The organism is Bradyrhizobium arachidis, from assembly GCF_015291705.1.
In the GTDB taxonomy this organism is placed as follows: domain Bacteria; phylum Pseudomonadota; class Alphaproteobacteria; order Rhizobiales; family Xanthobacteraceae; genus Bradyrhizobium; species Bradyrhizobium arachidis.
Genome location: NZ_CP030050.1, coordinates 3,585,018 through 3,607,802, shown reverse-complemented (window position 1 = coordinate 3,607,802; position 22,785 = coordinate 3,585,018). Strand labels below are relative to the sequence as shown.

Here is a 22,785-nt window from a genome sequence, read left to right as displayed (position 1 = left end):
GGGGGCGACTGATGCCGGCGACACCCCTCATCTCGTAAGCCTCCTGCCCTCAGCCCTTGGCGAGGGGGATCGCGACGAAGCGCGACTGGCCGCCGCTCTTCACGCGCATCAGGACGCTGTTCTTGTTGTCGGACCGCGCCGCATTGATGGCGTCGCGGACTTCGCCGGCAGTGGCCACGCTCTTGCCGCCGACTTCGAGAATCACGTCGCCTTCCTTGAAGCCGCGTTCGGCCGCGGCGCTCTTCGGATCGACCTCGGTGACGACAACGCCTTCCTTGCCGGCGCCGGCCACGGAATCGGCAGGCGCAACCGTCATGCCGAGCTTGGGCACGTCGGTGCCCTTGGTCGCACCCTTGCCGCTGTCCTTGTCGGTGTCGGCCTTGGCCTCGACCGTGTTCGGCAGCTGGCCGAGGGTGAGGTTGATGACCTTGTCCTGACCCTTGTGCAGCACGTTGAGCTTCACGGTCGCGCCGGGCGCCATGCCGCCGATGGTGCGGGCGAGCTCACGGGCGTCCTTGACGGACTCGCCGTTGACCGCGGTAATGACGTCGCCGGATTCGATGCCGGCCTTCGCCGCCGGACCGTTCGCCTGCGGCTCGGCCACCAGCGCGCCTTCGGCCTTCTTCATGCCGAGGCTGTCGGCGATGTCCGAGGTCACCGGTTGGATCTGCACGCCGATCCAGCCGCGGCTGACCGAGCCCTTGTCCTTGAGCTGGGCCACCACGCTCTTCACGGTGTTGGCGGGAATCGAGAACGCGATGCCGACGCTGCCGCCGGAGGGCGAATAGATCGCGGTGTTGACGCCCATCACCTCGCCGTTGGTGTCGAACGCCGGACCACCGGAATTGCCCTTGTTCACGGGCGCGTCGATCTGGATGAAATCGTCATAGGGACCGTTGCCGATGTCGCGGCCGCTGGCCGAGACGATGCCGGCGGTCACGGTGCCGCCGAGGCCGAAGGGATTGCCGACCGCGAGCACCCAGTCGCCGATCCGCGGCTTGCTGTCGGCAAGCTTGGCGAACGGGAAGTTGGAGCCGCCCTCGACCTTGATCAGAGCGAGGTCGGTGCGCTGGTCAGTGCCGATCACCTTGGCGGTGTAGGTCTTGCCGTCGTCGGTGGTGACCTCGACCTTGTCGGCGCCGTCGACGACGTGGTTATTGGTCACGGCAAAGCCGTCAGCCGAGATGAAGAAGCCCGAGCCCTGGCCCTGCACGACGCGGCCTCGGCCGCCACCCTTCAGGCCGGGAATGCCGTCCGGACCGCCGAAGCGGCGGAAGAAGCGCTCCATCGGCGAGCCCGGCTGGAACGGCGACTGTGCGTCGTCGCCATCATCGTTGCTGGCGGTCTTCTCCTTGATGTTGACCTTCACCGAGATCACCGACGGCTTCACGCGCTCGACGATGTCGGCAAAGCCGACCGGACGCTCGACCTTGCGAACCTCGTTGTTGACCTGCGCATGCGCCGGGCTGGAGAACAGGTCGGCGGGCGACATCGACGGGCTGAAGCCGTAAACGGCAGCGCCGAGGCCGGCGACGACCGAGGCCATCAGCGCGATCTTGCGCGCGGAAAACACCGACCGGCGTGGCTGCCGGTAGGACGGAAGGTTCGAGAGGTCGATAGGGTCGGTCATGCAGAGATCTCCAAGGCCTTGAAATCCATCTGGTGCCGGATACGGCACCTTTACGGACCTGAAGATGGGGTCTTCCGCCTTACCGTGCGCTGGCGGCGGGGTTAAACTTTTGTAATGCAGGGGCGAGGCCGATGCGGCAGTTTATCGCAGGCCAAAAGTCGTGGTTTTTTAGGAACTTAACCGCACTTGCCTGATGGGCCGAAAGCGCAGCTTTTTCAGCGTTTTCAGCTCGCCCGAACGCTGAGAATGAACTCGTCCACCTCGCGTTTCAAGGTCTCGGCCTGACGCGACAGATCGACGGCGGAATCCCGAGCCTCGGCGGCCATGCGGCCGGTCTCGGCAGAGGTCGCGGTGATCTGGGCGATGTGATTGGAGACATCGAGGGTTCCGTGCGCGGCGTCCTGTGCGCTGCGGGTGATGTCCTGCGTGGCGTTGCGCTGCTGGGCGGTATCGACCTCGATGCCGGACATGATCGAGGAGATCTCCGACAGCGTCTTCGAGATGCCATCGATCGCGCCCCGCGTCTCTGCGGTGATGCCCTGGATGCTGGCGATATGCGAGGTGATCTCCTCGGTCGCCTTGCTGGTCTGGTGCGCGAGGCTCTTCACCTCGGACGCGACCACTGCAAAGCCCTTGCCGGCTTCGCCAGCCCGCGCCGCCTCGATGGTGGCATTGAGCGCGAGGAGATTGGTTTGCGCGGCGATCGCCTGCACCAGCTGCACGACCTCGCCGATCTTGTCGGCGGCATCCGAGAGCGTGTGGATGGTGTCGCGGCTCTTCTCGGCCTGGGACGCTGCGCCCTCGGCGCGCTGGGTCGCATCGGTGACGCGGCGGCTGATCGTGCCGATCGAATTCGTCATCTCCTCGGCCGAGCCCGCAACCGTCTGCACGCTGGCGTTGGCCTGGCTTGCCGCGCTCGCGACCGCATTGGCCTTGGTGCTGGTGTCATTGGCGGTGCGGGACAATGTCTCCGCGTTGCTCTTCAGGTGCACTGCGGATGACGCCACGCTGTCGACAACGCTGGCGACGAGGTCGTTGAAGTGCTTGACGCGTTCGTCGAGGAATGTCGAGCGCTCGGCCTGATGCTGCGCTTCGTGTAATTGCTGCTCGGTGAGGCGGCGACGCTCGAGGCCGTTGGTCTTGAACACCTCCAGCGCGCCGGCGAGCAGGCCGATCTCATTGGTGCCGCCGAGCCCGGGAACAGGCGTCTCGAACTTCTGGTCGGCGACCTCGCGCATCGCATGCACGATCGCCGCCAGCGGATTGAGGATGCCGTTGCGCACGGCGAACCAGGTGGTGAGGCAGATCGCGGCAGCGATCACCGCGATCACGCCGCAGGCGACCATGAAATACGAGAACGCTGTCTGCGCCTGCTGATAGATCTGCATCGCGTGGTCGCGCGCGGGGCCGCTGAGCGCGGCGAAGTCCGACGACAGGCTGGTGATCTCGTTGTTGAGATAGAGCACCGCGACGAAGCCGGTGCCGCCGCCGATGCCCAGCAGGAACAATAATGCAGCGACCATGGCGCCGACCAGGAAACGGATCGTCAGATTGCTGTTGGTGAACATCGCTGCGGACTCGAGGCTGGAATCAAAGCTCGCGACAAGCTTCCAGACAAAGGTCAACAGGGCATGAAATGAGCTGCGTGATGCCGCCTACGTATCATTACGTAGCTAGGACGATTTTGGCTCGTCCGACATCAAGGCCGCAAGCCGCGCTTCTTCCTCGGGCGTGAGCGGCGGAGCTGGTAGATCTGCACCGCTTTTCACGCGCCGGCGGATCTGCAGCCACAGCGCGAGGCCGCCGCCGATCAGCAGCAGCGGCGCGAGCAGCCAGAGCAGCATGGTCTGCCGCTCGAAGCGCGGCTTGAGCAGCACGAACTCGCCGTAGCGCGCCACCAGGAAATCGAGCACCTGCGAATTGCTGTCGCCGGCCGCGATGCGTTCGCGCACCAGGAGGCGCAGATCGCGCGCCAGCGGCGCATCGGAATCATCGATCGACTGGTTCTGGCAGACCATGCAGCGCAGCTCGCGCGACAAGTCGCGCGCGCGGGCCTCCTTCGCGGGGTCCGACATGATCTCGTCGGGCTGCACGGCGTGCGCCGCCGGCACAGCCAGCAGCATCAAGGCGACGAACGCAGCCATCATCCGGCGCATCACAATCACTCCGCCGGCTGGAGGCGCTGCTTGGCCCGCGCCGGCTTCGGCGCGCCGACCCGCAGGCGGCGGTCGGACAGCGACAGCATGCCGCCGAACGCCATCAGCACCGGTCCCCACCAGATCAGGAGCACCAGCGGCTTGTGATAGATGCGCACGGCGATCGCGCCCTCGGCGGTGGCGTCGCCGAGCGAGACGTAGAGCTGGCTCGCGCCGCGCGTCAGCAACGCCGCCTCCGTCGTTGAGGAGCCGCGCGTGGTAAAGCTGCGCTTCGACGGCGTCATGACGCTGATCGTCTCGCCATCGTGGCTGACGTTGAACTCGGCGATCATCTCGCGGTAGTTCGGCCCCTGACGCGAAAACAGGCCGTCGAGCTTGAGATCATAGCCGGCGACATGAGCGACGTCGTTCTGCTTCATCGTCGCGATATATTCGCTGTTCCAGGTGGTCTCGCAGACGATCCCGATCAGCGCGACACCGAGGCCGGCATGCGCGAACGCCGTGCCCCAGGCCGAGCGTGGTAGCCCGCGGGCCCGGTGCAGCGACGTTGCGAACGGCAGCCGCACGAGGCCGGTCCGCTCGACGAGGTCTGTGATGGCGCCGGCGATGACGAAGATGCCGAGACCGATCGCAAGCGGCGCCAGCGTCGCGCCGCCGCTCGCCCAGCCCCAGGCGATGGCCACCGCAACGAGCCCGGCCACACCGGCCGCAAGCAGGCGCTGCATGACGCCGAGCAGGTCGCCCCGTTTCCACGCCAGCATCGGTCCGAACGGCACGGCGAGCAGCAGCAGCGCGAACAGCGGCACGAAGGTGAGATTGTAGAAGGGCGCGCCGACCGACATCTTGAAATCGGCCAGCACTTCCATCGCCAGCGGATAGAGCGTGCCGAACAGCACGACGGCGCAGGCCACGGTGAGCAGCAGATTGTTCAGCACCAGCGCGCCCTCGCGCGAGATCGGTGCGAACAGTCCGCCCTGCTTCAGCGAGGTCGCGCGGCCCGCGAACAGCGACAGGCTGCCGCCGATGAACAGGCAGAGGATCAAGAGTATGAATACGCCGCGAGTCGGATCGGTGGCGAAGGCGTGCACCGAGGTGATGACGCCCGAGCGGACCAGGAAGGTGCCAAGCAGCGACAGCGAGAAGGTCAGGATCGAAAGCAGGATGGTCCAGACCTTCAGCGCGTTGCGCTTCTCCATCACCAGCGCCGAGTGCAGCAGTGCGGTGCCGGCGAGCCACGGCATCAGCGAGGCGTTCTCGACGGGATCCCAGAACCACCAGCCGCCCCAGCCGAGCTCGTAATAGGCCCAGTAGGAGCCCATCGCGATGCCGAGGGTCAGGAAGATCCAGGCGACCAGCGTCCACGGCCGCACCCAGCGCGCCCAGGCCGCGTCGATCCGGCCCTCCAGCAGCGCGGCGATCGCGAAGGAGAACGAGATCGAGAAGCCGACATAGCCGAGATACAGCATCGGCGGATGCACGGCGAGACCGATGTCCTGCAGCACCGGATTGAGATCACGTCCCTCGATCGGCGGATTGACGATGCGCAGGAACGGGTTCGAGGTCATCAGAATGAAGAGATAGAAGGCGCTGGCGATCCAGGCCTGCACGGCCAGCACATGCGCGCGCAAGGACAGCGGCAGGTTGTTGCCGAAGGCTGCGACCAATCCGCCGAACAGCGCCAGGATCGAGACCCACAGCAGCATCGAGCCTTCATGGTTTCCCCACACGCCGGTGATCTTGTAGAGCAGCGGCTTCATCGAGTGGGAATTCTCGTAGACGTTGGCGACGGAGAAATCCGAGGTCACGTGCAACATCACGAGCGCGATGAACGAGGCGCCGACGAACAGCAATTGCGCGAGCGCGGTGGAGCGCGCCACGTTCATCAGCGCGGCATCGCGCAGGCGCGCGCCGATCAGCGGCACGATGGACTGGATCAGCGCGAGGCCAAGCGCCAGTACCAGCGCGTAATGTCCTGATTCTGCGATCACCGCACCGCTCCCTGCGGGTTGCCCTGCGCGGTCGTGGCCGCAGGCTTGCCGCCACCGGACGCTTGCGCGCCGTAATCATCCTTCCAGTGCCCCTGCTTCTTCAGGGCATCGGCGACGTCCTTGGGCATGTAGGTCTCGTCATGCTTGGCGAGCACGGTGTCGGCCTTGAACACGCCGTTGGCGTCGAGTGCTCCTTCGGCGACGACGCCCTGCCCTTCGCGGAACAGATCGGGCAGGATGCCCTTGTAGGCGACCGGCAGCTTGGCGCTGCCGTCGGCGACCTCGAAGGTCACCGCGAGATTGTCGCCGCGCTGGAGCGAGCCGGGCTGCACCAGGCCGCCGAGGCGGAACCGCTTGCCCGGCGCGACATGCTTCTCGGCGACCATGGTCGGGGTCGAGAAGAACACGATGGAGTCGCGCAGCGCGTTGAGCACCAGCGCGGCCGCGAGCGCGAGCACGGCGAGCGAGCCGCCGATGATGGTCATGCGTCGCTGCTTGCGGGTCATGGCGTGTCCGTTCTCCCGTCTCGTCCCACTATCGTCATCCGTCGAGCCCGAGCGTCTTGAGGCCCTCGTTGAGCTGGCGCAGCCGCTCGGCGTCGTTGGCGACGGCCTGGCGTGCGTCGGTCGACGCACCCTTCGCCTTGTCGCGGTCACCCATCACGAGATAGGCGCGCACCAGGCGCAGCCAGCCTTCGACGTCGTCGCCGTTCTGCTTGAGGCGCGTGGCGAGACGCTCGACCATGCCGCGGATCATCGCGTTGCGATCACCCTCGTTCATGTCCTTCGATGCTGCGATCGTCTCGTCCGGCAGCGCCGGCATCGTCACGCCACCGCCGCCGACCCGCGCCAGCGAGGATTGCACCAGGGGACGCCACGGCGCATCCGCCGGCGCTTTCGCCAGCAGCGCGCGCCAGATGTTGGCGGCATCGTCCTTGCGGCCGTCCTGCTCGGCGGCAAGGCCGAGGAAATAGTTCGCCTTGGGATCGTCGGCGTTCAGCGCATGCGCGCGCTCGAATTCGCCCTTGGCCTCGGCGGTCACAACGCCGCTCGCGGCCGCCGCGATGGCCTCGCCGAGATCGGACCGACGCTCCGCGCTCTCACCGTTGTAGGTGATCGAATTGCGATAGGCGCGCACCGCATCGTCGAAGCGGCCGAGCCGCTCCAGCACCGGCGCGAGCACGTTCCAGCCGCGGCCGTCGGTCGGATTCTTTTCCAGATGTTGCTCGACCTGCACGACGAGATTCTCGAGCGACTGCGCCATGCCCGTGCCCGCCCCGCGCTCCCGCTGTGCCAGCGGAAAGTCGCGCAGCAACGGCGAGCCCAGCGGCATGTAGACGCCGATCGCAACCAGCGGCAGGCCGGCCAGCGCCAGCACGGCGGCCGCGCGGCGCCATTTCAGGTTCGATTTCGGCTCCAATGCGGGCTGGCTGACAGCCGCCGCAAGCAGCCGGCGGCTGATCTCGACGCGCGCGGCCTCGGCTTCGGGCGCGGCGATCAGCCCCGCGGCGAGATCGCGCTCGATCTCGGCGAGCTGATCCTTGTAGACCGCGACCTCGCTGCCCTGGTTTTGGCTATTCTGATCCTGCGCGCGTCCGCTACGGCCGAGCGGCAGGAGCACGGCGAAGATCGCCGCGACCGTCATCAGCGCGAACACGAACCATAGCGTCATCAAGCAAGCTTCCGGCAGCGCGCCACCCGCGCCCATAGTTGGCTTTACACCACGGCCGGACGATGCGGCAATTGACAATTGTCAATTTGGCGCGACCGCACATAGTCGCGAAACGGTGAAAATCCAACGGCTTAGCCGATCTCGAAGTCCGCGCTCTGCGCAGCGTGCTCGCCATGCCCGTTGAAGGCCCTCAGGAAGTATGTTCCCGGCTCGATGGCGTCAGGCAATCTGATGCGCAACGCCCCGACGGGAACGGGCGATGCAACCCTGGTGACCGTCTCAGGCAGCTGCCGGCCGCTTGCCTTCTCGACCAGCACCACCTTCGCACCGACCATCAGCCGTTGATATTTGGCAACAATGACGCGGTTCTCAATCTCGATGGAGCTGATAATGGGTTTCATGCGCCCACAGATAGAAATTTCAAAACTTGCACGGCGACCGTAGGGCTCGCCACCGGTAGCGTCAACCACAAATTGTGATCACGAAATATGCGCTTGGATCAGCTTGCGCGCGACGATTTGCGCTCGCCAGTAGCTGCGTTCTCCGCGGCGCGGCTCATCAGCGAGGCGTAGTCGTCGCCGAACAGCACCTGGCAGAAGCGAATCGCGGCCTGCACCTGCTGCTGCCGGTAGGTACGGACCTTGTGATCGGCAGCGCGCAGCGATTGCACCAGCTGCTCGGTCGAGCGCTCGACATATTGCTGGAGGTCGGAATAGGTGCGCAGCGTCACCTCGTTGATCGCAAGCTCGCTGGCGTAGTTGCGGCAGGTCGCGACGAAATCGATCAGCGCCGCCGTTTCCTCGACTTCGGTGCTGTCGATCCGCGCGCCCGGCGGGATGTCCTTCTCGGGCCGCTGGCGCAGGATGCGGCGGACCCGGCCGGGAACGCTGTCGATCTCCGATTGCAGCGCATTGGAGATGTCGGCCCGGATCGAAGTCAGCTGCTTGCCCCAGACCGAATCGTTGCGCAGGTCGAGCTCGGTGCGCAGACCGCGCACACCATCATGCAGCGCCTTGAGATTGTCGGCGACGTTGTCGAAATGGCCGCGCTTGATGTCCATGCGCAGGATCGCGGCGACGCAGGACAGATCGTGCAGGGCCATCGTGACCGCAACACCATAGGGCGTCGCCGCAACGCGGATCTCGTCGTCGGACGCGGCCATCTTGATGGCGAGGCGGATGATCTGCCAGGGCGCGGTCATCCGCTGCGCCACCATCGACAGGGCGAAGGGCAGCATCTGCGGCGTCTGGAGCACGGGAATGTTGAGCGCCGCCGTCACCGAGGCGATTTGGGGCTCGCCGAAGGCGCGCAGGAAGCGCGGCAGCTTCTCGTTCAAGGTGGCGATGGCTTCCCGGACCTGGAGCACCGCTCCGATCGAATAGAGGTCCTCGATCACATTGGGCGGGCCGACGCGGGCGAGCGCGCGCGATTTGTCGCCGCCGCCCGGACCCGTCAGCTCGAAGATGGCATCGGCAGCCACGGCCTGGAGCTTGTGCGCGAGCGCCTCGACCTGCCCGCCCGCCTCCGCCGGCATGCGCGCCAGCGCCGCCTCGAATTCATTGACTTTGTCCGGCGCGCCGTCGCGGCCGAGCCATTGCCAGATCGGGTGCAGCGAGGAGCGGCGGATCTGGCCGACCCGGATCGGGGCGCCCGCCTCGACCAAGAACGGTTCCAGCGCCTGGAACAGCAGCCGGGACAAATCGTCGGTGCGCGGCGGCTGGGCTTCGTCGGCTTCGCTCTTGCGCACGATCTTGCGCAGCTGCTCGAGCACGAGGGTCGCCACGGCCGTGTCCTGGCCGCGCTCGAGCGCGCGCTCGAACTCCCGCATCAGCAGCGCCTGCGACTGCGGCGGGAGCTGCGCGAGATATTCCCTCAGCCGCTCGATCGATGTCTGGCTCATGCGCCCGGTAATGCACGGTAAGATGGCGGACGTGGGATGCGTCCGGGCGCGATCATAGGAGGCTGCGCCTTAAGAAGCGGTTGAGGACGTTGGTGCGAATGCTCCCTTTGGCTCTGCGGATTGGCCGTCCTCAAGCCGAAAAATCCCGTAGAAACAAGGGATTATATTCCTGGGAGCACCAGCTCGGCGCGCAAGCCCCCGATCGGCGCGCCGCTGAGGGACAGGCTGCCGCCATAGAGCGCGGCAAGGTCGGTCACGATGGACAGGCCAAGTCCCGAGCCGGGCTTGGACTCGTCCAGCCGCTGGCCGCGCCGGGAGACCTGGGCGCGCTCGGCCTCCGACAGGCCGCGGCCGTCGTCGTCGACGAGGATCCGCAGCCGCGGGCCGGTGTCCGCCTGACGCGCCGTCTCGACCAGGACCTCGATGAAGACCCGGGAGGCCGCCCATTTGCAGGCATTGTCGACGAGATTGCCGACCATCTCCTCCAGATCCTGCCGCTCGCCGCGAAACTTTGCCGACGGATCGGCCTTGGCCTCGACCATGATGCCGCGGTCGCGGTGGATCTTCTCCATGGTCCGCCGCAGCGCCTCGATAGCAGGTGCAACCTCCGTCACGGTCGCGACCACCGAGACCCGCGCCGCAATGCGGGCGCGCTCCAGATGATGGGCGACCTGGTCGCGCATCACGTCGGCCTGCTCCATCACCTTGGCCGCGAACGGCTCGGCGGCGTGGGCGCCGGCCTCGTTGACGATGACCGAGAGCGGCGTCTTGATCGCGTGGGCGAGATTGCCGACATGGGTGCGCGCGCGCTCGACGATCTCGCGATTGGCTTCGATCAGCGCGTTGGTCTCGCGCGCCAGCGGAGCGATCTCGACCGGGAATTCGCCCTCGAGCCGCTCAGCCCGCCCGGAGCGGATGTCGGCGATCGATTCCGAGATGCGCTTGAGCGGCGCGAGGCCAAAGCGGACCTGGAATACCGTGGTCAGCAGCAGCACGATGCCGAGCGCGGTGAAGGTGCCGCCGAGATAGTAGTCGAAGCTGCGTGTCTCGTCGAAAATCTCGGTGTCGTCGCCGGCGACGCTGACCAGGAATTTGCCGTCGGCACCGAGATCGACCGGCCGCTCCACCATGCGCAGGTTCTGCCCCTCGGGCCCGTCGACGTAGGCCAGGCGAATGCCGGCGGCGGTGAGCTCGGCGCCCTGCTCCTCCAGCTTCGGCAGCTTCTTGTCCCACAGCGAGCGCGAGGAGCGCACCTCCGGCTTCTCGGTATCGGTGCGCGTGATCTGCCAGTACCAGCCGGACAGCGGCAGCTCGAACAGCGGCTCGCCGAGCGACTGGAACTGGCGGTCCGGCGGCTCGTCGGGGGTCGCGACCTCGGCGATGAGGGTGCGCAGATAGAGATTGAGCCGGCGATCGAAGGCGCGCTCGGTCGCGTTCTTGTAGACCGACGACAGCACGACGCCAGTGATGGCCAGGATCACCACGAGCCACGCCGTCGCCGACAGGAACAGCCGGTTGGCAAGTGAGCTAGCGGCCATCGGAACGGTCCCGGCAGGCGCAGGATGTCAGGGCGTCGAACGTCATAACCGGACCAAGGCCCCTGTTCGGGCTGCCGTCAAGCCCGAGGGGGCTTCAGGCGGCCGGCGGGGTCAGGAGATAGCCGAGCCCGCGGACGGTCTGGATGATGTCGACGTCGAGCTTCTTGCGGATGCGGCCGACGAAGACCTCGATGGTGTTGGAGTCACGGTCGAAATCCTGGTCGTAGAGATGCTCGACCAGCTCGGTGCGGGAGACGACGCGCCCGGAATGGTGCATCAGATAGGCCAGAAGCCGATATTCGTGCGAGGTCATCTTGACGGGATTGCCCGACACGCTGACCCGGCCGGTCCTGGTGTCGAGCGTGACGGGGCCGCAAGAGAGCTCGCTCTGGGCATGGCCGGTGGAGCGGCGCAGCAGGGCGCGGATGCGCGCCAGCACCTCCTCCAGATGGAAGGGCTTGGCGACATAGTCGTCGGCGCCGGCATCGAAGCCCTGGACCTTGTCGCTCCAGCGGTCGCGCGCGGTCAGGATCAGCACCGGCATGGTGCGGCCGTTGCGGCGCCATGCCTCCAGCACCGAAATGCCGTCCTTCTTCGGCAGACCGATGTCGAGCACAACGGCGTCGTAGGGCTCGTTGTCGCCGAGATAATGCCCCTCCTCCCCGTCGAAGGCGCGATCGACGACGTAGCCGGCGTCGGTCAGCGCCTTGGTGAGCTGGCGATTGAGATCGGGGTCGTCCTCAACAACGAGCAGGCGCACGTTTCTCTCCAGAGATAGGCCGCATCAACTGCGCCAGAGATGAGCAATTCCGGCGTGAACTGAATATGAACGCGGGGAACTGCCTGCGTTACTTTTTAGTCATATACTAACAACGCGCCGACGCGACTGCGCCCGCCGGGCCACCGGATGAGCCGGGGCATGGCGAGCGCAATGTGCCGCTTTGCGCGGCGAGTCGGAAGGGTCTGAACGCCTCGACGTCGGCCGTCAGGTCCGGAAGAACACGAACCAGACGACGGCGAGGATCAGGATCGCCAGCCCGGTCGAGATGGCGAGCAGCGCGGCCACCGAAGGCCCGGGCTCGCCCTGGCGGGCCTCGGTCGGAGTTTCGACGATCCGGTTCTGCTCTCGCGTGGTTGCCATGATGCCCTCAATCTCTGGATGTCGCCCCCGATAGCCGGCGACCATGTCGCAGCTCTGTGTCTGGAGCCAACGCTCGATCCGAAATGATGTTCCGGCTTTTGCCGCGGACTGAGGCGCAACCGCACGCCCAATGGCCGGTTAACGCAGTTGCAAGATTCCACGTCGCGCCTTGCTATGATTCGGTGTTCCCCGATGGTATCCTTGTCTGCTGTCCCCGTTGCGTTTGGAGTAGCCCATGGCCCCCCGCGCCAATTGGAAGGGTTTTCTGCGTCTGTCGCTCGTGACCTGCCCGGTCGCGCTGTATCCGGCCACTTCGGATACCGAGAAGGTCTCGTTCAACCAGATCAACCGCAAGACCGGCCACCGGATCAAGTATCTGAAGGTCGATGCCGAGACCGGTGACGAGGTGACCTCCGAGGACATCGTCAAGGGCTACAAGGTCGACACCGACACCTACATCGAGGTCACCAAGGACGAGCTCGACGACATCGCGCTCGATTCCACGCACACGATCGACATCGACGAGTTCGTGCCGAAGGCCGACATCGACAACCGCTACCTGATCCGCCCCTATTATCTCGTGCCCGACGGCAAGGTCGGCCACGACGCCTATGCGGTGATCCGCGAGACCATCCGCAGCATGGACAAGGTCGCGATCGGCCGCGTGGTGCTGACCAACCGCGAGCACATCATCGCGCTGGAGCCGCTCGAGAGCGGCCTGATGGGCACGCTGCTGCGCTATCCCTACGAGGTCCGCAGCGAGACCGAATATTTCGACGACATCCAGGACGTGAAGCTGACCAAGGACATGCTCGACCTTGCCAAGCACATCGTGGAGAAGAAGTCCGCCGCGTTCGAGCCCGAGCTGTTCGAGGACCATTACGAGACCGCGCTGATCGACCTGATCAACAAGAAGCGCAGCGGCATGCCCATCACCGCGAAGGCAACGCCAAAGACCGGCGGCAACGTCATCAGCCTGATGGACGCGCTGAAGAAGAGCATCGCGAACGAGAAGGATGCAGCTCCCGCGGCGAAGGTCGCCAAGGAGGCGGTCAAGGGCAAGAAGCCGAAGAAGCGCGTCGAGGGCCAGCGCGAGATGCTGCTGCCGATATCAGGCAAGGGCGGCAAGGACGCTGCTGCGAAGACGGCGAAGGAGCCCGCGAGGAAGGCCGACAAGCCGGTGCGCGCGCCGGCGCGGGCGAAGAAGGCCGGCTAGCGGCATCACACCGTCGCATCGCGCCGTGATCTTTCCCCTCGCCGATCGGCCGGCCTGACATGCCCTGGTCGGCGGCGTTCGACGAACCCATTGCCTTGCGCGGCGGGCGTAAGCTGCTGACGCTGCAGGAGGCGGCCGATCACATCATGCGGCTGCCCGAGGACGCGCAGCATGCCCCCCACTGGCAGACCGCGATCGAGACGCTGATCCATGCGGCCGAGACCGGCGGCGGCTGGATGATGTTCGCCCGCATCGCGATGTTGCGGGCGCTGAACGCGGACGCCGGCCGCAGCTAAAGCGCGATGAGATTGGGATGAATCGTCATCGCGCTTTAGGTTGTTGTTTGAGCATGATCTTTTCGGAAAACTGCTTCGCACTTTTCCGGATCATGCTTTATGCGCTGTGTCGCGTGCAGGATTCTGCGCACGCGTCGCTCGCCGCCTGGCCGGCGAACAGCCTCAACAATCCGTTAAGCCCGCATCGTGGTTTTCGCCTGCTCTCGGAGGACACCACGTAATCCTACGGAAGACAAAATTAACCTTCGATTCCCGCTGCGCAGAGCATGGTTGCGCCGTCGATTGAATCCGGGGGTTGCACCCGTGCCGCAGCAGGACGCCAGAAAGAACTACATCGGCCTCGTCAACGACACGGCCGAGGACGAGCGCCTCGCCGGCAGCTCCGCGCAGTCGCAGCCGCGCGTCATGAGCTATCTGGTCGGGCGCCTTGCCGCTGTGCTGAAACGCTCCGGCAAGGCCGCGCCGGGGCGCTCGATCACGTCCTGAGCGGAGACAGCATCAAATCCAGCCAAATCCGGTGATGAAACCTTAAGTCAACGAATGGCATCGTATATGGCCGCAGGCAGGAAGCATCCCGCCTGGCCTTTTGCGCGCGCACGCGCCCCCGAAAGTTAGTGAATCAATTTACCATTCCGAAAACGGCGCCAGCCTACGTTGGACGGATGAACAGGAGTTGACGATGACTTTGCTCAGGTCATTTCTTGCCGATGAAAATGGTGCCACCGCCATCGAGTATTGCCTGATCGCCGCCGGCATCGCGCTCGCGATCGTCACCATCGTCAACAACACCGGCAGTGCGCTCCTCAACAACAAGTTCAACTCGGTCAGCTCGGCGATGAAGTAATGGCCGCTGTGGCCTGACGCGACGCCCCCCTGCACGCTCGCCGCCGCCCGGGTAGAGCGAAGCAAACTCCCCATTTCCGTCACCTTTGGCAGCCATTTGGGTGCTGATATTCTTCAGCACGGCGTGGCGCGAACCATCATGCTGTCGATCATTGAACCAAGGTTGTTTGAGGATGCCGATGAGACGCACGATGGTCCTGGCTGTCAGCCTCGCGTTTGTCGGCCTGTGGTCGCAGGACGGCGCGAGAGCACAGACCGCACCGCCAGTTTCGCTTGCTCCGCCCCAAGCGTCGCAGCCACAAGCATCGCCGCCAGCGAGCGCCAGGAACTCCCGGCCCAAGCGCGATCCAGCCTTGGTGACCGCGCCCGGCGCAGCACCTTCGGCGCCCGTGATCGGCGGGTTTCCGGCATCGCCCAATCCCGCCGCAGACTACGATGGCTTCAGCGTCGGCACTGAGGATAACGACACCCCGCGGCAGGCGGCGCCGCCCGCCCGGTCACGCGGGGCAAAGAATGGCTCCACGGACCCGGACTCGTTCGATCCGGAAGATGAGGCGTTGAGACGAAAGCTGACGATCTGCAAGAACTGCAAATAGGTTGCTGACACCGTTCACCGGTCCCCAAACTCAACCGCTTCCAAGACCACGGCCGTCCGATCAGCCAGCTCGGGAATTTTGGCCAGGTAGGCCTGGTAATGCGGCGTGGTTCGGTGAGCTTCCACGGCCGCAACGTCCCGATACAGCTCGTCGAGAACGTAGCGATCTTCATTCGATATGTCGCGCCAGACATCCCAGTGCAGGTTGCCAGGTTCGGCCCTGGAATGCGGTGCCATGCCGACAAGCAGTGCCCTGAGTTCAGCGGACTTGCCCGGGCGAGCAACCAGGATAGCGGTAATCTTGGATGGCGATTGCGTCATTCGACGGCTCCCGATGCGAGGGCAAGCGCGGCTTGGGAGATGCCGAGCCCCCTCGCGAATTGCGTCCACTCCAAATTTCAGATGTTCGCGTCAACTGTCCTGTCGCTTGAGGGCGGACAGCAACTCTTTTCCCAGCGGTCCGGCCGAAGCGGGGTTCTGCCCCGTGATGAGCCGGCCGTCGACGACGACGTGAGGTTGCCAGTTGGCCGCAGACGAGTACTCGGCGCCCTCCGCCCTTAACGCGTCCTCGAGCTCGTAAGGCACATCCTCGCGGGCGTAGTCGTACTCTTCCTTCTTCGAGAAGGACGTTAGCTTCTTGCCGCGCACGAAAGGGGTACCGTCACCAAGGTCAACGCCAAGCAGCGCGCACGGCCCGTGACAAACAGCGCTGACGAGCTTGCCGGTGCTCCAGGCGCGCACGATGGCATTCTGGACCGCTGCGTTGCGCTGGATGTCCACCATGGGCCCAAGACCGCCGGGCACCAGGATGGCGTCGTAGTCGGCGGCATCCACCTCGGACAATCTGCGACTGTGATTTAGGCGACGAAAGGCTTTACTCGCGAGGAACTCCTTCTGAGCGGGATCTTTCTCGTCGTACGCATCGTAAGGCGTCCATCCCCCGGCCGGGGACGCGAACTCCACCGCGACGCCGGCCTTGTCGAGCACCTCGAAAGGATGGGCGACCTCGGCGAAAAAGAAGCCGACCTTGCGATTATGCGGACCGAGCACGGCTGCGTTGGTGACGATGAAGAGAACATGTTGGGTCATGGGTTACTCCTTTGCATTCAGGTGGCCAGAGCACCACTGCTGGCCGACCAACAACTTTGCCGTCGAGATGCGGTCCCCACCATTGGGATCGCGTTGACGCGACGCAGAGAACGCCTCACTCCGGACAGGGCTGCCCCGCGGCCCCCCACAGGGCCATGTCCTTGACGTGATCCTCGAAGGTGCCCGGTGGCGTGGAGCGGCCTGCGCCGGGCGACCAGCCGCGGGGGATGAAGCCGTTCAACGACGCATCGTGGCGCAGATGATCGAGGAGACCGGCGGCATCGCGCCCGCCATTGCGCTTGGGATCCTTCAGCTGCGCGCAGATCTCGGCGCCGCTCTTGCCGAACCAGATGAAAGCCACCGGCGCGAGCTGCCAGTCGATGCCCGCGCGCGGCGGCGACGGTGCCGGCTCGTTCGCCTGGGTCGAGGTCATGTGACAGGTCGAGCACGGGATCGCCTCCGCGCCGATCCGGCTCTCGCCGCCATGGATGTTCATGCCATGCACGCGTGGTTTTGTTTCCCCTGCCGGCGTCCAGATCGGGATCGCCTTGGCATCGACATGGCAATTGGCGCAGCGCGGATGCGTCACCACCGCTTCAATCCGCTTCCAGGCCAAAAGCCCTTCGGCGCGGCTGACGCTGCCCGCCGGCAGCACGTCCTTGGCGCCTTCCTTGCCACCTTCGTCCTTGGCCGCGACAATTCCGGTGAGAGCCGCGATCGTGGACGCGGCGATGACGAGCGCAATCAGAGACCTCTTCATCGCTGATCCTCACACGAAATCGATGAACTTGTTGAAGGGCATTTCGCGGATCCGCAGTCCGGTCGCCGCGAAGATCGCATTGGCGAGCGCGGGCGCGGCAGGAGGAACCGGCGGCTCGCCGACGCCTCGCACTTTCGGATCGTTCTCGAGCCCGCGCACCTCGATGACCGGACATTGGTAGATCCGCATCGCTTCGTGATGATTGTAATTGGTCTGCTGCACCGCGCCCTTGGCATAGGTGAGCTCGCAATTGATGGCGTGGCCAAGGCCCCAGACGACGCCGCCCTGCACCTGGTTCTCGAAATTGACGGGATCGACGACCTTGCCGACGTCAACCGCGACCCAGACCTTGTCGATCCTGATGCCGCGGTCCGTCTTCGTCACCTCGACCACTTCGGCCACCGGCGTTCCGAAGGATTCCACGAAGGCGACGCCGCGGCCTCGGCCGTTGCCGAGCGGTCCCTTCCAGTCCGACATCTCCGCGACCGTCTCCAGGACCTTGCGATAGTGCGGCACGGTGCACATCGCGATGCGCCCCCTCATGGGATCATGGCCCGCGGCATGGATCAGCTCGTCGATGAAGCTTTCGGTGAAGAAGCCCGATGTCGAGGCGCCGACCGACCGCCACGTCGTGCTCGGCGAAAGTCCCTGCGCCTCAAAGCTCGTGGCGCGGAAATTGGGGATGTCGTAATAGACGTTCCACAGGCCGGCGGCCAATTGCCCGTCGGGATCCTTCGAGGGTGTGCCCGAACGTTCGAGCAGCCCCTTGAGCGGGGTCGTCGAGGCCAGTTGCAGGTCGGCCGCGACGATCTTGCCCTTGTCGATGCTGCCACGGTGCCGGGCGATCGCAATCTGCCGCGGAATGTCCTGGAGAAAGTCCTCCTCGCGCGAGAACACCAGCTTGATCGGCATTCCCTTCATCTGATTGGCGATCTCGGCGAGAACGCGGACGTTCTCGTACTCGAGACGGTGGCCAAAGCTTCCGCCAGTCCACTGATTGTGGAAGGTGACCTGCTCGGGCTTGAGGCCGATCGCCGTCGCCGCGACATATTGCACGAAGCGAGGGCTCTGGTGGCCGACCCAGATCTCCATGCCCTTGTCGGTGACGAGGCCGATCCCGTTCAGCGGTTCGAGCGGCTGATGCGCCACGTAAGGAGCGCGATACTCGGCCTCGACGCGCGTGCCCGTCTTCAGGCCACCTTCGATGTCGCCGATCTTCTTCCACTCCTTGCCCAGGAATTCCGGCTTGAACGAGGATTCCAGGACCTTCCAATGGTCGGCCTGCTCGGCGGGATAGACCGAGGGCGCCCACTCGCAAGCGATGGCGTCGACCGCCTTCATGGCGTACCAGCTGTTCGTCGCGATCACCGCAACGCCATTCTTGATCTCGAGGATCTGCTTCACCCCCGGCATCGCGCGCGCCTTGCTCGCGTCGTAGGATTTCAGCGGCTGCCCCTTGTTGGGGTTCAGCTTGACGGAGGCATAGAGCATGCCGTCCATCTTCATATCGATGCCGAACTTCAGCTCGCCCATCACTTTCGAGCGGACGTCGAGCCGCATCATCGGCTTGCCGAGCATGCGCCATTTTGACGGGTCGCGCGGCTGTGCATCTAGCACCGGCGGAATTTTTGAAGCGTCCGCGGCGAGATCGACATAGGCGATCTTGGTTCCGTTGGGCAGGATCACATGGCCGGATTGGGTGCGAAGGTCGGCCACGGCGACACCCGAACGCTTGGCCGCAGCGGCCTTGAGCGTCTCGCGCGCGACCGCACCGGCAACGCGCAGCTTTTGATAGGTGTCCGGAATCGTGCTCGATCCACCCGTCATTTGCAGGCCGGCTTGTCTCAACCATTCGAGCGTCTTGGCACGCGCTTCCTCGGCGGCCGGACTCTGGTCCGCTGCGACGAACGGCGCGAACTCGTCGGCGAAGCCGGTGTTGAAATAGGCGGGACTGGGACCAGCGAAGCGAATCTCGAACTGGCCGGGATCGAGGTCCATCTCTTCGGCGATCATGATCGGCTGCACCGAGCCGACGCCCTGGCCGATATCGGCGTGCTGCGCGATCAGCGTGATCTTGTCCGGGCTGATCTCGACCCAGGGGTTGAAGGTCACCGAGTTCGGGGCGAGGCCCGCAGCCAGCGGATTGCCATCGGCGCTCGGCGCGGCCGCCTCAGCGTGACTATAGGCACCGAAAGCAATGCCGCCGGCGACGGCAGCGGAGCCGAAAACGAAAGCCCGACGCGAAAGGGTCTGCATGTGGCCCATGTCACTTCTCCGCCATCTTCTTCGCCGCAGCCGCATGGATCGCCGCGCGGATGCGCGGATAGGTGCCGCAGCGGCAGAGATTGCCGGACATTACCTGATTGATCTCCTCGTCCGTCGGCTGGGAGATCAGATCAAGGAGGGAGATGGCCTGCATGATCTGGCCGGTCTGGCAGTAGCCGCATTGTGGAACCTGGTGCTCGATCCAGGCCTGGAGAACCGGGTGCTGCTCCCTCTTCTCCAGCCCTTCGAGCGTGACGACCGACTTGCCCGCGACCTCGCCGATATGCGCCTGGCAGGACCGGACCGCCATTCCGTCGATCTGCACGGTGCAAGCACCGCATTGCGCGACCCCGCAACCGTATTTGGGACTGGTGATGCCGAGCTCGTCGCGCAGCACCCAGAGCAGAGGCATCTCGGCAACGACGTCCACCTGGCGCTTGATCCCGTTCACCGTGAGCTCGATCATGTCGGTCTATCTCCTCGCGGATCATCTGGTCGGCACAACAGCACTGCCTCATGGACTCCGAGGCGTATTTCCGATTCCTGCGAGATCATGCGCAATCCCTGCGGAATACCGCATCGGAACGATCTGCCTTCACGTCGGCTTGGCCGCAGCACAATTCGCGATACTGCCCCGGCGTGAGACTTGCGGCCTTGCGGAACACGCGCGTGAAATTGGCTTGTGAGCCGAAGCCGAACGCCAGCGCGATTTCGACCAAGGACAAACGGTCGCGTGCGAGCTCGTGCCGGGCAGCCTGGACGCGGCGATCGGTCACATAGCGGTGCGGTGACAATCCGGTCGCCTCGCGAAACAGCCGGGAGAAATGATAGGGGCTGAGGCAGGCCTGGGCCGCCAGATCCTCAAGCCTGATATCGCTGCCGAGAGAAGCCTCGATATAGTCCAGCACGCGCTGGAGGCGCCGCGGGTCGAGCGACGGCGATTTGTCCGGCGCGCGCCAGCGGTCGATCGTATAATTCGCGAGAAGATGTGCCGCGAGCGCAACCTGGATTCCCTTCACAAACAGCGCGTCGGTCGGCTGGCGCGGGCGATGGAGCAGATCGCGCAGCGGCGAGCAGATGTGGAAGAGCACCTGGTCCGCCAGACCGTGGGCGTAGGCGATCTCGACTTTCGCCGGATCGATATCGAAGTCCGCAAGCGCACTCTGGTCCAGCAGCGCCGGCGGAAGATAGAGATGAAGGCATTCCATTCGGTCCGACAGTTCGAGATGGCTCTCCTGCGTCCCCACGGGAACGAGGTAGCTCATGCCCGGCCGCGCGAGACTCTTCTGGACTTCGCCGTTGCCGGCCCGGCACACCATGCCGCCGCCTGACAGCACCATGACGATTTCGGTGCAGATGGGGATGGGCGTTGCCTGGCGCCCCGCCTCGAACCTGCGATGCTCGATGCTCAGCCCCGGCCAATCGCCCGCCGCTGCGAGCTTCTCGCTGTTCTTGTATTTCTCATCTCCATGCGTCACGAGCGCCATCACGACCTCCGCAAGTTGCGGCGAATTCCGGCCCCGTATCGCGAACGCGCGATCATTCCATCCGGTGATGAGTTGCAGCCCCCGGCCGCTGCCACGCCGATCTCCGAATTTCTCACAAGCGGCGATGACGAAGTCCAGAGGCGGCTCGGTTAAAAGAGGTAAAAGGCAGGCAAAGCAAAGGCTTGGCGCGCGGCGCAGTTGGCGTCGAACGCTGATCTCTTCGCGAATGAGCAAGAAGCGTCGGTCATCGCGCAGGAATCGGAAATACCGCAGTGCTCGCGAGCGCTAGTGAAGCGCGCATCAACGGCAATGCCGCCGTATTGAGGATCGGAGCCTGGTATGAAGACTCTTATCTCCGCACTTGCCGCAATGTCGATCGCAGTGGCCGCTCCCGCGGTCGCGGCCGAGAGAACCGTTTCCATCGTCCTCGTCCACGGCGCCTTCGTCGATGGCTCGGGCTGGAAGGACACCTACGATATCCTCTCGAATGCGGGCTATGAGGTGCTCGTCGTCCAGCAGCCGACGATCTCGCTGCGAGACGATGTCGCGGAGACCGAACGCGTGATCGCCAAGGCGCGGCATCCGGTCATTCTGGTCGGACATTCCTATGGCGGAATGGTCATCACGGAAGCCGGCGACAATCCGAAGGTTCGCAGCCTCGTCTATCTCGCGGCATTTGCGCCCGACGCCGGCGAATCGGTCAGCACGCTGGCGGAAGCGCCGGTGCCCGCCGGCGAGCACAAGGCTCCGCTGGTCGCCGAGGACAACTATCTCCTCGTCGACCGCGACAAATTCCCCACCTCTTTCGCGGCCGATGTCGACGCGGCGACGACCCGCTTCATGGGCGCCGCACAACTGCCGTGGGGATTGCAGGCGGTGCAGACCAAGGTCGACCGCGTGGCCTGGAAGACGAAGCCGACCTATTACATGGTGACGAGCGAGGATCACATGATCCCGCCGACGGCACAGCGCACCATGGCCAAGCGCTCCGGCGCGAAGGTGACGGAGATGAAAAGCAGCCACGCGGTGATGCTATCGCACCCGCGCGAGGTCGCGGCGTTCATCAGAAGTGCGGACACGTCCGCGGCCGATTAAGATCGGCCGCGCCGTACACGGATCGTATCGGCTGTCACAGAAGGACTCGCAACATGGCTCTCAAGGAAATTCTGCCGGGAAAGCTGGGTTTCGGTGCGGCGCCGCTCGGCAACATGTTCCGCGACATCCCGGAACAGGAAGCCCTGGCGACGGTGAACGCAGCCTGGGATGACGGCATCCGTTACTTCGACACGGCGCCCTTCTATGGCGCGGGTCTTGCCGAGATCCGCATGGGCGCTGCGCTCGCAGGCCGGCCGCGAGGCGACTATGTCGTCAGCACCAAGGTCGGACGATTGATCCTGGACGAGATCGAGGATGTCAGCGCCCGCGACCTCGGCGAGAAGGGCGGCGTCTTCAAATATGGCCGCCCGAACAAGATCGTGAACGACTATTCCCGGGACGCGACGCTGCGCTCGATCGAGGACAGCCTGAAGCGGCTCGCTACATCCCGCATCGATATCGCCTTCGTGCACGACGTCGCGCAGGATTTTTACGGCGACGAATGGCTTTCGGTCTTCGAGACCGCGCGCAAGGGCGCGTTCAAGGCGCTCGACCGGCTGCGTGACGAGGGCGTGATCAAGGCGTGGGGCCTCGGCGTCAACCGGGTCGAGCCGATCGAGCTGTTGCTCGCGCTCGAAGAGCCGCGCCCCGACGGCTTCCTGCTCGCAGGCCGCTACACCCTGCTCGACCATGCAAGGGCGCTGCAGCGGGTGATGCCGATAGTTGCGGAGCACGAGCTCGCGATCGTCGTCGGCGGCCCCTACAGCTCCGGCGCACTCGTCGGCGGTCCCAACTTCGAATATGCGCCGGCGCCTGCGGAAATCCTCAACAAGGTGTCGCGGATCAAGGCCATCGCCGACCACTACGGCATCAGCATGAAAGCGGCAGGCTTGCAGTTCGCGCTGGCCAATCCGGTGGTGGCAGCGGTCATTCCCGGTGCGAGCCGCCCGGGCCGCATCGCCGAGGATCGCGCTGCGCTCGAGGAAGCCATCCCCGCCGATTTCTGGCGCGAGCTCCGTTCGGAGGGGCTGGTCAACCCCGCGGCCCCGCTTCCCGCGGCCGATTGAAGCGCGGGAGCGCAGCGGACTCAGCCCGGCCGAGCGCTGCTCCGGCCG

General features: G+C 65.1%; 25 protein-coding genes. 8 read left to right on the top strand and 17 right to left on the bottom strand.

Going from position 1 to position 22,785, the window contains the following annotated elements; genetic code table 11:
- Positions 1–49: 49 nt before the first annotated feature.
- The 11 genes from WN72_RS16620 to WN72_RS16570 form a co-directional block, all read right to left on the bottom strand.
- The gene (locus WN72_RS16620) at positions 50–1,630 is read right to left on the bottom strand and encodes a Do family serine endopeptidase (protein ID WP_027558821.1); all 1,581 of its coding nucleotides are present in this window, start codon (positions 1,628–1,630) and stop codon (positions 50–52) included.
- Positions 1,631–1,854: 224 nt separating this feature from the next.
- Positions 1,855–3,198 (bottom strand): methyl-accepting chemotaxis protein, encoded by a 1,344-nt coding sequence (locus WN72_RS16615; RefSeq protein WP_027558820.1) that lies wholly within the window; start codon positions 3,196–3,198, stop codon positions 1,855–1,857.
- Positions 3,199–3,303: 105 nt separating this feature from the next.
- The gene (locus WN72_RS16610) at positions 3,304–3,786 is read right to left on the bottom strand and encodes a cytochrome c-type biogenesis protein (protein ID WP_092217112.1); all 483 of its coding nucleotides are present in this window, start codon (positions 3,784–3,786) and stop codon (positions 3,304–3,306) included.
- A gap of 5 nt (positions 3,787–3,791) precedes the next feature.
- Entirely contained in the window at positions 3,792–5,774 is a 1,983-nt protein-coding gene (locus tag WN72_RS16605; RefSeq protein WP_092217113.1) for a heme lyase CcmF/NrfE family subunit, read from the bottom strand.
- Complete coding sequence (ccmE, locus tag WN72_RS16600; protein WP_027558817.1) at positions 5,771–6,280, bottom strand: cytochrome c maturation protein CcmE; 510 nt, start codon at positions 6,278–6,280, stop codon at positions 5,771–5,773. Before ccmE ends, WN72_RS16605 begins: the two co-directional genes overlap by 4 nt.
- Before the next feature lie 34 nt (positions 6,281–6,314).
- Positions 6,315–7,445, bottom strand: a complete 1,131-nt coding sequence (ccmI, locus tag WN72_RS16595; protein WP_092217189.1) for a c-type cytochrome biogenesis protein CcmI — start codon at positions 7,443–7,445, stop codon at positions 6,315–6,317.
- A gap of 131 nt (positions 7,446–7,576) precedes the next feature.
- On the bottom strand, positions 7,577–7,915 hold the full coding sequence (locus tag WN72_RS16590) for a hypothetical protein (protein WP_430644633.1): 339 nt from the start codon (positions 7,913–7,915) through the stop codon (positions 7,577–7,579).
- 29 nt (positions 7,916–7,944) lie between these two features.
- The gene (locus WN72_RS16585; RefSeq protein ID WP_027558814.1) at positions 7,945–9,345 is read right to left on the bottom strand and encodes a hypothetical protein; all 1,401 of its coding nucleotides are present in this window, start codon (positions 9,343–9,345) and stop codon (positions 7,945–7,947) included.
- 161 nt (positions 9,346–9,506) lie between these two features.
- Positions 9,507–10,883, bottom strand: coding sequence for a sensor histidine kinase (locus WN72_RS16580; RefSeq protein ID WP_092217115.1), 1,377 nt, complete (start codon positions 10,881–10,883; stop codon positions 9,507–9,509).
- Between the two features lie 94 nt (positions 10,884–10,977).
- Entirely contained in the window at positions 10,978–11,643 is a 666-nt protein-coding gene (locus WN72_RS16575; protein ID WP_018315821.1) for a response regulator transcription factor, read from the bottom strand.
- Positions 11,644–11,868: 225 nt separating this feature from the next.
- Positions 11,869–12,024: a hypothetical protein gene (locus tag WN72_RS16570; RefSeq protein WP_162832009.1), complete on the bottom strand. Its 156-nt coding sequence runs from the start codon at positions 12,022–12,024 to the stop codon at positions 11,869–11,871.
- A gap of 235 nt (positions 12,025–12,259) precedes the next feature.
- Between WN72_RS16570 and ku the strand changes: the two genes are divergently transcribed.
- The 6 genes from ku to WN72_RS16540 all read left to right on the top strand — a co-directional run bounded on the left by ku (position 12,260) and on the right by WN72_RS16540 (position 14,975).
- Positions 12,260–13,240, top strand: coding sequence for a non-homologous end joining protein Ku (ku, locus tag WN72_RS16565; RefSeq protein ID WP_092217117.1), 981 nt, complete (start codon positions 12,260–12,262; stop codon positions 13,238–13,240).
- A 59-nt stretch (positions 13,241–13,299) separates the two neighbouring features.
- On the top strand, positions 13,300–13,536 hold the full coding sequence (locus WN72_RS16560) for a hypothetical protein (protein WP_027558811.1): 237 nt from the start codon (positions 13,300–13,302) through the stop codon (positions 13,534–13,536).
- A gap of 17 nt (positions 13,537–13,553) precedes the next feature.
- The gene (locus WN72_RS16555; protein WP_092217118.1) at positions 13,554–13,757 is read left to right on the top strand and encodes a hypothetical protein; all 204 of its coding nucleotides are present in this window, start codon (positions 13,554–13,556) and stop codon (positions 13,755–13,757) included.
- 82 nt (positions 13,758–13,839) lie between these two features.
- Positions 13,840–14,022, top strand: a complete 183-nt coding sequence (locus WN72_RS16550) for a hypothetical protein (protein WP_092217119.1) — start codon at positions 13,840–13,842, stop codon at positions 14,020–14,022.
- Positions 14,023–14,215: 193 nt separating this feature from the next.
- Positions 14,216–14,380, top strand: a complete 165-nt coding sequence (locus tag WN72_RS16545) for a Flp family type IVb pilin (protein ID WP_027558809.1) — start codon at positions 14,216–14,218, stop codon at positions 14,378–14,380.
- Positions 14,381–14,570: 190 nt separating this feature from the next.
- The gene (locus tag WN72_RS16540; RefSeq protein WP_347337482.1) at positions 14,571–14,975 is read left to right on the top strand and encodes a hypothetical protein; all 405 of its coding nucleotides are present in this window, start codon (positions 14,571–14,573) and stop codon (positions 14,973–14,975) included.
- Between the two features lie 14 nt (positions 14,976–14,989).
- Here WN72_RS16540 and WN72_RS16535 read toward each other — a convergent pair whose 3' ends face one another.
- The 6 genes from WN72_RS16535 to WN72_RS16510 form a co-directional block, all read right to left on the bottom strand.
- Positions 14,990–15,295: a putative quinol monooxygenase gene (locus WN72_RS16535; protein WP_092217120.1), complete on the bottom strand. Its 306-nt coding sequence runs from the start codon at positions 15,293–15,295 to the stop codon at positions 14,990–14,992.
- A gap of 90 nt (positions 15,296–15,385) precedes the next feature.
- Positions 15,386–16,063, bottom strand: a complete 678-nt coding sequence (locus WN72_RS16530) for a type 1 glutamine amidotransferase domain-containing protein (RefSeq protein WP_092217121.1) — start codon at positions 16,061–16,063, stop codon at positions 15,386–15,388.
- 115 nt (positions 16,064–16,178) lie between these two features.
- On the bottom strand, positions 16,179–16,823 hold the full coding sequence (locus WN72_RS16525; protein ID WP_092217122.1) for a hypothetical protein: 645 nt from the start codon (positions 16,821–16,823) through the stop codon (positions 16,179–16,181).
- A gap of 9 nt (positions 16,824–16,832) precedes the next feature.
- Positions 16,833–19,088: a xanthine dehydrogenase family protein molybdopterin-binding subunit gene (locus WN72_RS16520; protein ID WP_092217123.1), complete on the bottom strand. Its 2,256-nt coding sequence runs from the start codon at positions 19,086–19,088 to the stop codon at positions 16,833–16,835.
- Position 19,089: 1 nt separating this feature from the next.
- Positions 19,090–19,554 (bottom strand): (2Fe-2S)-binding protein, encoded by a 465-nt coding sequence (locus WN72_RS16515; protein WP_167336520.1) that lies wholly within the window; start codon positions 19,552–19,554, stop codon positions 19,090–19,092.
- A gap of 85 nt (positions 19,555–19,639) precedes the next feature.
- Positions 19,640–20,575, bottom strand: coding sequence for a helix-turn-helix domain-containing protein (locus tag WN72_RS16510; RefSeq protein WP_092217124.1), 936 nt, complete (start codon positions 20,573–20,575; stop codon positions 19,640–19,642).
- A gap of 339 nt (positions 20,576–20,914) precedes the next feature.
- Between WN72_RS16510 and WN72_RS16505 the strand changes: the two genes are divergently transcribed.
- Positions 20,915–21,670, top strand: coding sequence for an alpha/beta fold hydrolase (locus tag WN72_RS16505; protein ID WP_244553791.1), 756 nt, complete (start codon positions 20,915–20,917; stop codon positions 21,668–21,670).
- Between the two features lie 53 nt (positions 21,671–21,723).
- Complete coding sequence (locus WN72_RS16500) at positions 21,724–22,737, top strand: aldo/keto reductase (RefSeq protein WP_092217126.1); 1,014 nt, start codon at positions 21,724–21,726, stop codon at positions 22,735–22,737.
- Positions 22,738–22,785 lie beyond the last annotated feature (48 nt).

Coding starts and splice junctions, on each gene's coding strand:
- WN72_RS16620 (WP_027558821.1), bottom strand. CDS start 1,630: ATGACCGACCCTATCGACCTCTCGAACCTTCCGTCCTACCGGCAGCCA.
- WN72_RS16615 (WP_027558820.1), bottom strand. CDS start 3,198: ATGTTCACCAACAGCAATCTGACGATCCGTTTCCTGGTCGGCGCCATG.
- WN72_RS16610 (WP_092217112.1), bottom strand. CDS start 3,786: ATGCGCCGGATGATGGCTGCGTTCGTCGCCTTGATGCTGCTGGCTGTG.
- ccmE (WP_027558817.1), bottom strand. CDS start 6,280: ATGACCCGCAAGCAGCGACGCATGACCATCATCGGCGGCTCGCTCGCC.
- ccmI (WP_092217189.1), bottom strand. CDS start 7,445: ATGACGCTATGGTTCGTGTTCGCGCTGATGACGGTCGCGGCGATCTTC.
- WN72_RS16585 (WP_027558814.1), bottom strand. CDS start 9,345: ATGAGCCAGACATCGATCGAGCGGCTGAGGGAATATCTCGCGCAGCTC.
- WN72_RS16580 (WP_092217115.1), bottom strand. CDS start 10,883: ATGGCCGCTAGCTCACTTGCCAACCGGCTGTTCCTGTCGGCGACGGCG.
- WN72_RS16570 (WP_162832009.1), bottom strand. CDS start 12,024: ATGGCAACCACGCGAGAGCAGAACCGGATCGTCGAAACTCCGACCGAG.
- ku (WP_092217117.1), top strand. CDS start 12,260: ATGGCCCCCCGCGCCAATTGGAAGGGTTTTCTGCGTCTGTCGCTCGTG.
- WN72_RS16560 (WP_027558811.1), top strand. CDS start 13,300: ATGCCCTGGTCGGCGGCGTTCGACGAACCCATTGCCTTGCGCGGCGGG.
- WN72_RS16555 (WP_092217118.1), top strand. CDS start 13,554: ATGAATCGTCATCGCGCTTTAGGTTGTTGTTTGAGCATGATCTTTTCG.
- WN72_RS16545 (WP_027558809.1), top strand. CDS start 14,216: ATGACTTTGCTCAGGTCATTTCTTGCCGATGAAAATGGTGCCACCGCC.
- WN72_RS16540 (WP_347337482.1), top strand. CDS start 14,571: ATGGTCCTGGCTGTCAGCCTCGCGTTTGTCGGCCTGTGGTCGCAGGAC.
- WN72_RS16535 (WP_092217120.1), bottom strand. CDS start 15,295: ATGACGCAATCGCCATCCAAGATTACCGCTATCCTGGTTGCTCGCCCG.
- WN72_RS16530 (WP_092217121.1), bottom strand. CDS start 16,063: ATGACCCAACATGTTCTCTTCATCGTCACCAACGCAGCCGTGCTCGGT.
- WN72_RS16525 (WP_092217122.1), bottom strand. CDS start 16,823: ATGAAGAGGTCTCTGATTGCGCTCGTCATCGCCGCGTCCACGATCGCG.
- WN72_RS16520 (WP_092217123.1), bottom strand. CDS start 19,088: ATGGGCCACATGCAGACCCTTTCGCGTCGGGCTTTCGTTTTCGGCTCC.
- WN72_RS16515 (WP_167336520.1), bottom strand. CDS start 19,554: ATGATCGAGCTCACGGTGAACGGGATCAAGCGCCAGGTGGACGTCGTT.
- WN72_RS16510 (WP_092217124.1), bottom strand. CDS start 20,575: ATGGCGCTCGTGACGCATGGAGATGAGAAATACAAGAACAGCGAGAAG.
- WN72_RS16505 (WP_244553791.1), top strand. CDS start 20,915: ATGAAGACTCTTATCTCCGCACTTGCCGCAATGTCGATCGCAGTGGCC.
- WN72_RS16500 (WP_092217126.1), top strand. CDS start 21,724: ATGGCTCTCAAGGAAATTCTGCCGGGAAAGCTGGGTTTCGGTGCGGCG.